At 44.4% G+C, this 12497-nt stretch carries 10 protein-coding genes and 1 pseudogene; 1 reads left to right on the top strand and 10 read right to left on the bottom strand.

Going from position 1 to position 12497, the window contains the following annotated elements; all coding sequences use genetic code 11:
• Positions 1-18 precede the first annotated feature (18 nt).
• The 9 genes and pseudogenes from arsD to CYPRO_RS07090 all read right to left on the bottom strand — a co-directional run bounded on the left by arsD (position 19) and on the right by CYPRO_RS07090 (position 10074).
• Positions 19-594, bottom strand: coding sequence for an arsenite efflux transporter metallochaperone ArsD (arsD, locus tag CYPRO_RS16900; RefSeq protein ID WP_114983959.1), 576 nt, complete (start codon positions 592-594; stop codon positions 19-21).
• Positions 595-864: 270 nt separating this feature from the next.
• The gene (locus CYPRO_RS07125) at positions 865-1188 is read right to left on the bottom strand and encodes an ArsR/SmtB family transcription factor (RefSeq protein WP_114983958.1); all 324 of its coding nucleotides are present in this window, start codon (positions 1186-1188) and stop codon (positions 865-867) included.
• Positions 1189-1971: 783 nt separating this feature from the next.
• Positions 1972-3591 (bottom strand): type I restriction-modification system subunit M, encoded by a 1620-nt coding sequence (locus CYPRO_RS07120; RefSeq protein WP_114983957.1) that lies wholly within the window; start codon positions 3589-3591, stop codon positions 1972-1974.
• Positions 3588-4211, bottom strand: coding sequence for a transposase (locus tag CYPRO_RS16550; protein ID WP_164682618.1), 624 nt, complete (start codon positions 4209-4211; stop codon positions 3588-3590). The genes CYPRO_RS07120 and CYPRO_RS16550 overlap by 4 nt, the downstream gene beginning before the upstream one ends.
• Before the next feature lie 52 nt (positions 4212-4263).
• A complete protein-coding gene (locus tag CYPRO_RS07110; RefSeq protein WP_114983955.1) occupies positions 4264-5394 on the bottom strand; it encodes a restriction endonuclease subunit S in 1131 nt (376 codons plus the stop codon).
• Positions 5387-6226, bottom strand: a complete 840-nt coding sequence (locus CYPRO_RS07105; protein ID WP_114983954.1) for a virulence RhuM family protein — start codon at positions 6224-6226, stop codon at positions 5387-5389. Before CYPRO_RS07105 ends, CYPRO_RS07110 begins: the two co-directional genes overlap by 8 nt.
• Entirely contained in the window at positions 6219-9185 is a 2967-nt protein-coding gene (locus CYPRO_RS07100; protein WP_114983953.1) for a type I restriction endonuclease subunit R, read from the bottom strand. The genes CYPRO_RS07105 and CYPRO_RS07100 overlap by 8 nt, the downstream gene beginning before the upstream one ends.
• Positions 9178-9374 (bottom strand): annotated as a pseudogene (locus CYPRO_RS16980) (helix-turn-helix domain-containing protein). Before CYPRO_RS16980 ends, CYPRO_RS07100 begins: the two are co-directional and overlap by 8 nt.
• A gap of 352 nt (positions 9375-9726) precedes the next feature.
• Positions 9727-10074, bottom strand: a complete 348-nt coding sequence (locus tag CYPRO_RS07090; RefSeq protein WP_114983952.1) for a hypothetical protein — start codon at positions 10072-10074, stop codon at positions 9727-9729.
• Between the two features lie 269 nt (positions 10075-10343).
• On the opposite strand from CYPRO_RS07090, the gene CYPRO_RS07085 reads away from it, so the two are divergent.
• Positions 10344-11702: an IS1380 family transposase gene (locus CYPRO_RS07085; RefSeq protein WP_114983951.1), complete on the top strand. Its 1359-nt coding sequence runs from the start codon at positions 10344-10346 to the stop codon at positions 11700-11702.
• Positions 11703-11972: 270 nt separating this feature from the next.
• Here the strand turns inward: CYPRO_RS07085 and CYPRO_RS07080 are convergent, their stop codons facing one another.
• On the bottom strand, positions 11973-12356 hold the full coding sequence (locus tag CYPRO_RS07080) for a CpXC domain-containing protein (RefSeq protein ID WP_114983950.1): 384 nt from the start codon (positions 12354-12356) through the stop codon (positions 11973-11975).
• Positions 12357-12497 lie beyond the last annotated feature (141 nt).

Raw genomic sequence — 12497 nt, 5'->3', positions numbered from 1 at the left:
ATGACTAAAGGCGGCTGTTCAGCAGCATCCGCCGCCGGGTGTGCAGCAGCTTTGGGATACGCCCAGCAGCGCATTGGCCGCCTCAACGAGTTCCTGCGTAGCCGCCTGCCGGGTATCAAGCCCCGCCTGCATCGCCTCAACAAGCGCCTGCAGCGCGATGCCCTGCGACTGCGCTTCAACAAACAACCCGCGCATTCCAGCGGTATCGCCAGCGACGACACTGTCCCTGAGTTTTTCCAGCAGGCTGTTTGCGGGCGTTTCCAGCACATGCCTGTCCCCCGTCTCCGCATGGATGCCGAGCCATGCACAAAGCTCCTGCCGGTCGGGGTAACGGCCTTCCGAAGCGACCGAATCATTCACAAGAATCACCGGAAGCACATCGGCCCCCGCTTTTTGCAGCCGCGTGAGCACCGCAACATTCATCTTAAACGCCTCCGGTTCCTGACCCAGATTAAAGCGCTTCACCTCAATGCCTTTGCTTTTGAGCCATTTCACATCTTGCGCAAAATTCACCAGGGCATCGTCAACATCAGGGCCGCACACGCCCGTACTGCAGCACATCGCGGGATCATAAATTTCAAGGCTTGCTTTCATGCTGTTTTTTTTTAAGGGGAAAATTCAATTCATCGTAAATTTACGATGAATTATGCCGGATTCCAAATACGGGTTCAACCTGTTTATCAAATCCGGCTTCCTTTAGGCTACGCAAAGCTTTGGAAAAACCGATTGTAAGCGGACGCCCGGCTGCCGGGGCATTTCCTGCTTTTTTAATTTTTGGGTGAAACTCCGAGAGCATCACGGTCTTTCGTGACAGATCGGCCACCCCAAATCAACGCGAGGCCCCTTGCTTTTGGGGGGTCGGCGCTAACAGCAGGTCCTAACGAGCTGCGCGGATAGTTCAGACAGCACCGTTTGAAGCTCGCGTATGCCATCCGGATTAAGGCAGTAGCAGGTTTTCACCCCTTCGACCTCTCCTTTAATCAGGCCCGCATTTTTCAGCGCCTTCAGATGCTGCGAAACCGTTGATTGCGCCAGCGGCAGGATTTCGGTGATATCCCCGCAAAAGCAGCTCGTCCGCTCCGCGAGAATCTTCAGAATCGCAATCCGCGCCGGATGCCCCAGCGCCTTAGCTATCTCAGCTGACCGCTGAAGCTGCCGGTCATCAATGGAAATTTTTTGAAGGTTCATGTGCCTGAAATTTTATCGTTGGTTTACGATGAAAGGTAGGGAAAGGGATTGCGGAATACAAACGGCTGTTTGGGAAACAGACTGTAGTTGGGTTACAGGCTTATTGGAGGGAGTGATAATAACGCGGGGCAATTTACGCCGGAATATTCAAGGAGTGCTAAAGCACCAAATTGGCTCAGTACTCTGACAAGGGAACAAGGTGCAGTAATGACCATACTGGCGAATTGATATGGGTAATACCATGAGCCCTCAAACCTGATGGCCCCTTAACATAAACCGACCGATCTTTTTACAGCCCCTATAGCAAGTGCAATTTTCTTACATGGAATGGGTGTGTCCTGCCCATTTTGACGGGATACAATAACAGAGGAATTGATCTCTCGAACGTAACCAAATCTGTTGTATCCTTGCACCTGAGTGAAGCCATCGTCACGAAGTTTTTCATGGATGGTTTTTAATACTTGCTGGGTTTCCAAAATCGTGTGAGGTGGCGATTTAAGAATAAAAAACGTTTTGGCGCTTGGCGCAGTGGCGGATTTCGGAGCACAAAACTGTCAATACACCACAAAAGTTGATGCGAGTTAGAATGCTCAATTAACCACGTCACCCGCCATTGGGCCAAACGCATGTTATCGCTTCGGTGTTCTTTTTCGTCCGTTGGTTTTTCGGTCGTTGTTGTCGTGCGGTTGGGCAGCCACACGCTGCAGCCAAGCTTTGGTTTTAGCGTAGGCTTGTGCGGCTTGGCAATGTGTGTGGCTTTGAAGCGTAGGTATTTCTGTCCGTTTATATTGTTTTTAGTTTCAGTTCTTTTAGGTATTCGTTGTGTTCTTTCGTCTTCGTTTCAATCCGCTCGTTTATTGAAGTCAGTTTTTCGTTGACCTTGTCTAAGTCAATTTCAATCTCATCTTCTGCCGTGCTTACATATCTGGAAATATTCAGGTTGTAACCGTTATTCTCAATTTCGTCCATAGAAACCTTACGAGAATAGCGCTCTGTTTCCTGACGGTATTTGTAGGTTTCTACAATACTCTTGATGTTGTCTTTATTCAGTGTGTTTTGGCGTTTGCCTTTTACGAAATGTTCACTGGCATTGATGAACAAGACATCATCTTCTTTCTTGCATTTCTTCAAAACGAGAATGCAGACAGGAATACCTGTCGAATAGAATAAGTTGGCGGGTAAACCAATTACAGTATCTATGTGATTGTCTTTGAGCAGTTTGGTACGAATGCGTTCTTCTGCTCCGCCCCGGAATAAAACACCGTGCGGAAGTATGATGGCCATGGTGCCTTCACCGCTTAGGAAATGAAATCCGTGCAGTAAGAAGGCGAAGTCTGCGGCTGATTTTGGGGCAAGTCCGTAACTCTTAAAGCGGAAATCTTCTCCCATTGCTTCATTAGGCTCCCAACGCAAGCTGAAAGGCGGATTGGCGACTATGGCATCAAATTCGGTTTTTTTGGATGGGTTCATCTCGTTCAAAATGTCCCATTGGTTTTTTAAGGTATCACCGTGGTAAATTTCAAACTCTGTGTCTTTCATGCCATGCAAAAGCATGTTCATACGAGCCAGGTTGTAGGTGGTGATGTTGTTCTCCTGACCGTAGATTTTGCCAATGGTGCCAGCACCTTTGGTTTGTTCCTTGAGCTGATTACGCACATTCAAGAGCAATGAACCGGAACCACAGGCGAAATCCAATACTTTGTCCAATTTCTGTTTTGGTCCTGTTGATGGATCTTGACTATCGAGCGTTACGATTTTGGAAAGAATGGTTGAAATCTGCTGTGGCGTATAAAACTCACCCGCTTTTTTTCCTGAACCTGCGGCAAACTGACCGATTAAATATTCATACGCATCGCCTAACGTATCGGTGTCGGTAGAGAACTCCGCAATGCCTTCTGAAATCTTTTGGATGATGGTGCAGAGTTTTTTGTTTCGGTCGGAAGGTGTTTTACCTAATTTTTCCGAATTCAGGTTGATTTCAGAGAACAAGCCTTGGAAAGAATTATCGAAGGATTCGTTTTCAATGTAGCGGAAGCCTTCTTCCAAGGTGATGAGCAAATCTGGACTTTGCGTTCTTGCGAGTTCGGTAATATTGCTCCACAAATGCTCAGGCTTGATAACATAATGCACCTTTCTGCGCATCTGCTTTTCAAACTCAGATATATCTTCTGCATTTTCTTCATACCAAATCGCTAAAGCAGTTCTTCCGTCATCTTCTGACAGTTTGGGGTAGTCTGAACCCAATTCTTTTTTAGCCGATTCTTCGTAATTGGCTGATAGGTAGCGCAAAAACAAAAATGAAAGCATGTAATCCCGGAAGGAATCTGCATTCATGGCGCCACGCAGGTTGTCTGCTATTGTCCAAAGGGTTTTTCCTAATCTATCTTGGTCTTTTTGTGTCATTGTGCTGTGCTGTAAAATTTATCGTCTTGCCAATTGGCGGGATTGTTTATAATGTATTCTGATATTTTTTGATACGATTGGTCATCACGAATAATGTGATCGTGAAATCGTGATTGCCAGGCAAAATCTGGATTGATTTGTCGGGCATTTTGGGTTACCCCAATTTTGAAACCACGGATAATGGATGCCAAATTTTTGGATTGGGGACCGAATTGGTTTTTGGGTTTGGTATCCGTTTCCGATGGTTTTGATGGTGGCGTTTGTGGCGGTGGTGGCGGTGGCGGTGGCGGTGGCGGTGGCGGTGGTAGAGACGCAAAATTTTGCGTCTCTACGTTGCGACCATCATCCGGTTTAATGATGATAACAATGCCGAGTATATGGTTGGGCATTATAACGTGCGCCCCCAATTCCACAAACGGAAAATGATTCGGGATTTCATACCAACAGGAATTGGCAACATGACCCATTGCCGATAAATCCATCACCCCACCTGAAATTTTCCCAAACCAATGTTCGCGATTGTGTGTGCAGATGGTTACAAAATACGCGGCATTCCAACCGTAATCCCAAAACGGGGCACGGGCGGAGGCAATGCGGTATTTGTTTTTGTATTTGTCCATTTTCTTTATGGAGACGCTGTTGAGACGCAATGCATTGCGTCTTTACCCGTCTTTACGTTTTTATTTTTGGAAACAAACCCTGCATCAATCCCTTTTTGTGCTGCTGCAACTGCTCAATTTTCTCCTGCTGGGCGGTGATGAGCTCATCCACAGCTGAAAGACAGGAGGCGTTTTTTTGTTGTTCTTTTGGGTTCTTGGGAATCGGGAGATTTAATTCTTTAAGTTGCTTTCCTGTCACTAGAGGCTGACCAGAGCCAAAAACCAACTTGTTTAATCCAATTTTGTCCAAAGAATAGAAGATAAAATCCACCATTTCAGGATCCTTGAGATTTATAACCAGAGTATTATCAGTAACTCCAAATTGACCGAGTGCCCTGTTTAATAAACCTGCATTAGCGCCAACCCTAGCAACAAGAATGTAATCGCCTTCGTAACTTGCGTTTTCAGTTTTTCCAATTATCCCAGTTGAACCATATAAATCGAATTCACCATCATCCTGATTTTTGTCCTTACCTGAAGAGATATTGTGACAATTTTCTTGTAGCTGATTCTCCACCCACTCCCCATCCCCTTCAAACTCAGGAAAACGCACCTTAGGCAAGGTTTCGCCTTCTTTCGGGAAAAGGTTTTGCAGCAAGCCTTTTTTGTGGTCTTTGAGGGCATCCAGCTTATCGTTGTGGGCAGCCAATAGCTCATCTAAAGAAGAAAGGCAGGAGGCGATTTTTTGTTGTTCTTGAGGTTGGGGAACTCCAATTGGTTCAATCTTAAAATCCGAAAAATAGATATGAGGAATTCCAGAGCCCTTTTTGTAAGAAGTGAAATCAATTGTATTCATTAGATAATAAATCCAATCCAATTTAAACTTCACTAAATCTTTAGACTTTATGCATGCTAAAGTTCCAAGTATTGAAGATTTAGGTATGCACAAATTTAGTCGTCCGACACCTGAGCCATCTTTTACAATAGAGATATATTTCTCTACTTGTTGGTACTCGTCAATGTATCCTACAATGCTGTCTGCACCATAAACAGGATAACCATTTTCTTTATGTTCAATTTTGTTTAAAGCCAAATTTGAACTTTCAGAATCAGCAACAAATTCGAGAGTTTTTCTATCCCACTCCCCAAACTTCTCAAACTCAGGAAACCTTAACTCCGGTATCAATTTCTTCTCTTTACTCATTCCCAGTTCCCTTTAAAATACTTTCTACCGAGCTCTTATCCATTTTTGAAAAAGCAAACCACTTTTTGCCCAAGTCTTTCAAAGACGCACCCAAGTGATATACTTCTGAATTATCAATAATCAGAAAACGGTCGTGGCTTTTGCTAAAGGGCTTTGCTTCAAAAAAACCATATTGCTCGTTGGCTTTTTTAACGTCTAAGGTCAATTGCTTGGAAATGGTTTTGGTGAGGAGCAGCACCTGCACGCCATCTGCTTTTTTAGATAAATGGGTGAGCGTGTTTTCGTTGATATAGTTGTCAATCAGCACAATACTTTGTTTTGCCGAGCGGATGATTTTGGAGGTCAATTCGTAAGCATCAAATACCTGTCCGTCAAAAAATACGCCCTGCCGGGGCAGTTCTGTGGTTTCCAGCTTTAATGCAATCCGGCTTACTTCACTGGTAAGTTGCTCGACGTTGTTTTCAATGCGGTTCATCCGCTGATTCAGCACATAGCCTTTGAGCAGATAATCCCGCAAGACATTCGTAGCCCATATTCTGAATTGCGTGCCTTGCTTAGACTTTACACGGTAGCCTACCGAAATGATGACATCGAGGTTGTAGTAAGCGACGGGCTTATCTGAATTAGGAATATGCATTTTTTGCATAGTGCTTTTTTCTTCCAGCTCGCCTTCTTTATAGATATTGCGAATATGGCGTGAAATTACGGACTGATCCCGTTGAAACAGGCTGCTCATTTGGTCCTGATTGAGCCAAACGGTCTCATTATCGAGCCTTACTTCAATACGCTCGGGCAATTCATTGGCCTGGTATAACACAATCTCATTACTCATAAGCGGCCAATCCTGAAATTTCTCGCCCTTGGGCTAGTTTTTTTAATTGCGGTACCAAGTCTTCCATCAAGGCCAGTTCTTTGGTTCTGCGTTCTTTCCAACTCAATTCCAAAGGCTCCAACAAATCGGTGAGCTTTTCTCCGTCAAAAATCATTCGGCTCATGATTTTCTCTACAAAGGTTTTGAGGGCTGCCGTTTGCAAGCCGTGCTTATTGGCAATGGCTGCCAGTTCCTTGTCGTACTTCTCTGCTTTGTAGGTTTCAAAGTTCTTTTTCAGCTCTTCGACTGTTTGTCCTGTGGTCCAATCTACCTGCTCGATGTATTCCGTCAGATCTTCTTCTTCGTCCATCAGGTTGGCGTTGGATTTCAGCAATTGAATAACTTGCGCCTTAGTCATTTTCTGTTTGGAAGGTTTCTTTTGGGTGCTGTCAGCAATCAGGCTCATGATGTAATCGTAATCAATTACCGCAGAGGCAAAGAGCACAAACTCAAAATCAAGCTGTTGGATGTCCTCGGGCGCATCTTCACCTTCTTTTTGCTGTATTTCGCGCAGTTGCTTGGCGGTTTCTAAATACGAGCTGCGGAACTCCTGCAAGGTTTCTTTGGGCAGAATTTTTTCAATCTGCTCTTGCTGTTGTTCATCCAAATCGGTGTACTGATCGAGCTGCGTTTTGAGTCGCTGTACTTCCTTGAAATTTTTCACAAACGCAATGCGGGCCGCATCACCTTTAAGATTATACACCTCACCCGGATCATTCACCAGGTTATGCTCCTGCATGAAGTCACCCAGCTTAGAAACCGCCTCCTGATACTTATCTATGACCACAGGCGCAGGATCTACCATCCAGATCTCTTTGGCTTTGCCACCATCCTCACCGGAGAACAGCATAATAGCATGATTTACGGATTCCTGCTGAGAGCGGAAATCCAGAATCATGCCATGCGGCTTGCTGTCATTTAAGACGCGGTTGGTGCGGGAGAAAGCCTGTATCAGTCCGTGATACTTCAGGTTCTTATCTACATACAGTGTATTCAGGAACTTGCTGTCAAAACCCGTGAGCAGCATATCTACCACAATGGTGATATCAATTTTCTTACTGTGCGGAAGGTCTTTGTTGCTGTATTTCTGATTCTTGATACGACCCTGAACATCCTGATAGTACAGATCGAAATTGTTGATGTCGTGATTGGTGTCGAATTGCTTATTGTAATCAGCAATGATTTCCTTCAAGGCTTTTTTCTTCTCTTCAGGGTTTTGCTTGTTGTCTTCCTTTTCCTGTGGTAAATCTTCCTGAATCTGCTGCACGTCTTTGTTGCCTTCCGCAGGTGGCGAAAACACGCAAGCGATATTGAGTGGTATAAAGTCCGGGTCAATTTCCTGCATGACCCGCTGATGTGCGTTGAATATCCGGAAATATTCAATGGCGTGATTAATCGAAGCGGTAGCAAAGAGGGCATTAAACTTTCGCTGATTGGTAGCCTTGTCATGCTTCCTGATAATCGCTTCGACTACAGCTTTTTGCGCAATCCCCTCACCGGGCCTTGCGGCGGCAGCACCTTCACCCCTGAAGTAATCAATATGAAACTTCAGTACGTTTCGGTCTTCAATGGCATGCGTGATGGTGTAGGCGTGAAGCTGCTTCTCAAAAATACTCTCCGTAGTCTTGTAGCTTTCGTACTGATCTTCACGGATTTTTTGACTGGAGTTTTGCTCAAAAATGGGTGTTCCTGTGAAGCCAAAAAGCTGTGCGTTCGGAAAGAACTCTTTAATGGCCTTATGATTTTCCCCAAACTGAGAGCGATGGCACTCATCAAAGATGAATACGATGCGTTTGTCGCGCAAAGGCTCTAAGCGTTCCTTGTAGTTTCGTTTGTACGTGCCATCTAAGGCAAGTCCCAATTTTTGAATGGTGGTGACAATCACCTTGTCGGCATAATTAGCAGAAAGTAAACGCCTTACCAAAGTTTCGGTATTGGTGTTTTCTTCTACACTGCCTTCCTGAAATTTGTTGAACTCTTCCCGTGTTTGGCGGTCAAGGTCTTTCCGGTCCACTACAAAAAGGCATTTTTCAATCTCCCGATTGTCTTTGAGCAGGGTTGAAGCTTTGAAAGAAGTCAGGGTTTTACCACTCCCTGTGGTATGCCAGATGTAGCCGTTGCCACGGTTTTGCTTAACGCAATCGTCAATGGCTTTCACGGCATAGATTTGATACGGTCGCATTACCAATAGTTTTTGCTCCGTTTCCACCAGCACCATGTACTTGCTAATCATTTCGCCAAGTGTGCATTTTTTGAGGAAACGCTCTGTAAAATCTTCCAGATGTTTGATTTTGTTGTTCTTCTCATCCGCTAAATGGTAAATGGGCAAGAACTGCTCATCTGCATTGAATTGGAAATGCTGCTTTTTGTTGTTGGCGAAATAGATGGTGTTGGAACGGTTGCTCACAATGAACAACTGCATGTAGCACATCAGCGAATTGCCATAGCCATTGCCAGGTTCGTTTTTATAATCCACTATTTGCTGCATGGCTTTGCGGGGTGATATGTCCAGTCGCTTAAGCTCAATCTGAACCATAGGCAGGCCGTTGAGCAGCAGGATGATGTCATAACGCTGATTGCTGTTCTCTGTATTGATGCGCAGCTGACTGATGACTTCAAAGTCATTTTTGCACCAGTCTTTGTTGTTGACCAAAGTGTAATGAAGTGGTGTTCCGTCTTCACGCTGGAAGAATTGTTGTTCTCTAAGTTTCTTGGATGCCTTGAATACGTCAGGTTCTATGATTTCTTCCCGCAAACGAAGGAATTCACTGTCTGACAAACGCACACGGTTGAGCGTTTCAAATTTGGTTTTGAAGTTTTGTTCAAGCGACTTCCTATCGACAATTTCAGGTCGATGGGTATATTTCAGCTCGGTGAGCTGCTTGATTAGGTTTTCTTCTATTTGATGTTCTTTAGTCATTCAAATCTTCTTTCAATAAATCTTTGGCGTTTACTTCCAAAATTTTAGCAATCTCAAACAGTACTTCAAGTCTTGGTTGCTGTCGGTTTTGTACATAACCATTCACCATATTGTAACTTTTCCGAGTTTCTCAGCCAACCAAGTCTGCTTAATTCCTTTTTCTTCAAGTACTTCCTTTATTCGGTTCATGTCCGTATAATTTTAAGTCGCTAAAATAGCTCAAAATTTCCATTTATCTCATTTTTAATATACTTTTCGTTCGTTTCCTTGCTAGTCCGTCCGAGCGTGGGCAAAAAATAGGCTCTTTTGGTTTTTCGCGTTTGGCTTGTGGGTCGGCAAAAACCAAATGTGCTTGTTTGCGCGTTGGCTTTTCTTGTATGCCGCACAACGGTTTGGCGGTATGTTTTTGTTGCCGATTTCGGGGCACTTTCCTGTCAAGTTACACGAAAGTTTATTAGATGCAGAAACGCTGAAACCCGCACTATCTCGGCAATAAAATATACCGCCTGTTATGGGCTGGCATTCGTTTTTTCTCATTGATTTAAAAATTAATTCCACCTAATAAATGATTTGTCAGAATTGTTATGTATTCGTTATCTGTCAATCGTTCAAGTTTTTGATTTTGAAATTTAAGACCACTGGCTTCTCCTTCTTGAAGTATTACTTGTCTTGCAATTAATATTGACAAATTACTCAATCCGTTAAATATATGAATAGCATTTTTTACTATTTCATTATCGAAATTGTTCATTAGAAAATATATCGCATAAGTCTGAGGTAGTGTTTCTTGGGTTTGATTGTTTTTGTCAATTTGAATGCTTTTAGTTTCAAGATTAACTTGTGCAATTATTCTTTTGTCACTTGAATAAATGTTTATGATATTATTCATACTTATTGATTTTTAAAAAGTTACTAAAATCGTTATGGTAAGTCCGAGAAGGAAAGTTAAAAATATAAAGCTGCCTAAACATCCACTTTTTTTCTTCCGATTTGGGTCAAGTTTATTTTGGATTATGTCTTTTACATAAAAGTCCATTTCTTTTAGCCTCAATCCGTGAGTAATCTCGCCAATTCATAGCCTAACATATTTGTATTACTAGCTTTAGCGATTCTGCGTATTTTCACCCAACCGGTGAACCCTTATATAATCGTTTGAGCATGCCAAAAATACAATTTGAGCTTACCTCTACACCAATTACCTCTCATGCAGGTCTGGCTTTTATTGGTCAGGCCCTTGATGATCCCGTGCTGGCCAATGACATCAATGGCCTTTGTTCGCTGCCCCGCAACAAGAATTATATTTCCACCCTTGATACCATTAAGTCCATGATTGGGCTGTTGTCGGTCGGTAAACCTCAGTTTGACGCTATTGCTGAATATCGTGCCGATCCCGTATTTGCCACTGCCTTGGGAATAAAAAAGACCCCCTCACCGGAAACCCTGCGCCAGCGTATTGAGCAATGCCCGGAGTCACTGGATAAGGTATTTCGTGCGTTCAACACCCGCCTGCTGGCAGCTCATCCGCACCTGCTGACCGAAGATCTGCACGGGCAGACCTGGGCGGTGATTCACTGTGATGTCTCACCCATGGATAACTCCAATAGCCACAAAGAAGGCGTAGACTGGACATACAAACAGTTTGAAGGCTATGCGCCCATGCTTGGCTACATCGGTCCGTATGGTTTGATGATAAACAACGAGCTGCGCAACGGCTCGGCGCACAGCAACACACCCGGCACCGATGCGTGGTTCAGGCAGACCATGGATATGGCTGAGCGTATGACCAGCCACAAACGGCTTTTGGTGACCGACTCCGGCAACGATAGTGGCGTCAATGTCAGGTTATTTATGCGCCAGAAGGATACCGATTTTGTTGTGAAGTGTAACTTACGTAACCAGGATCTGCAGGAGTGGCTGGATCTGGCTGTGCAGCAAAACGGCGGAGCCGATGGCGAGTACGTAGATATAGGCGCACGGGCATGGTACGGACAAAAGGAAGTACAGATTCCCGGACATAGTGACACCCCTGACGATCCGAAGACCTGCCGGATTGTGTTCCGGGTTACCAAGCGGTTTGCCTGCACGGACGGACAGTATATGTTTCCGGCTATGATTACCGTGGATGCGTATTGGACGAGCCTGGACTGGACCCCGGAGCAGATACATGAGTTCTACAAACAGCGGGGTACCAGCGAGCAGTACCACAGTGAACTCAAGACAGATATGGATGTAGAGCGACTCCCCTCGGGTAAATTCAGGGTCAACCAGCACGTGCTGGATATGAGCATGATAGCCTTTAATTTATTGCGACTGGCGGGGCAAGGCATGCTAAAAACAGGTCTGGTGCCGGGGCGAAAAGCCAGGAGCAAACGGCTTCGGCTGCGCACCGTCATCCAGAACCTGATGTATATGGCGGGACGGCTGGTACAACATGCGCGCAAAACCATCATCCGCATTTTTGAGGGTCACGGCTGGGCAGCGCCTGTCATGGCGCTCAAACTTTTACCTCGTGGGTAGCACAGCATACAGCTTGGGATAGAAAACAGACGGCAAAACAGCAAGTGAAACAAAGCCCATGCAGGCATTGTGGAATTGGTATGCGCTGTAAAGCCAAAACAAGAGCAAAAACGGTGCTCGAAGAGGTCTTGCGGGGTTTGAATTGATCGTAATGAACGACTTTGTTGACCTACAGCAAGCTAAATGATCCAGATTTCTAACAGCTATTGTAGACTTGACCGGAGAATATCAGGCAAAGAGAATTGCTCACGGATTTAGGCTTTTAGCTTCTTATGGTCTGGCTGTTTTTTTTGGTTCAGTCTCAAGTTTTAAGATTGTTCTTTTAAATTCTTCCCAATCTTCTATTCTTGGTGCATTTGTTAAATAGTCTGGTATGCCGGGTAAGTTGCCATACCGTTTTTTCTCTTCGTCAATACTTTTGTCGTAAATCGGTTCCCACCAAACAGCAAAGTCAGGATTTTTGTGTGTATAAAGAAATGGATAAGGGATTTTTGAAGTTACGCCACAATTAGGACAGGTAGTCGTGTTGATTGTATCATTCATTACGATACTTCTATTCTCAGGAAGTTCACCCCATATCGAACGATAAAGTGTCAAACCGTATCTGTCTCCACAATTCTGACAAGTCCATATTATTTCTACTTTTTTACTCATCGCTGTCTGTTTTTATGCTTGCCCATAACGTTTTGCAGCTACCCGAAGGTGGCGATTTTCACCACAAATGTTGATGCGAAGAACCAAACTTTGATAAACCACAAATGTGTCTGCGGATCACTGAACCGCCACTTTTGGGTA

It is taken from the genome of Cyclonatronum proteinivorum, assembly GCF_003353065.1.
In the GTDB taxonomy this organism is placed as follows: domain Bacteria; phylum Bacteroidota; class Rhodothermia; order Balneolales; family Cyclonatronaceae; genus Cyclonatronum; species Cyclonatronum proteinivorum.
The sequence above is the reverse complement of the archived record's forward strand: the minus strand, read 5'-3'. Positions and strand labels throughout refer to the sequence as shown.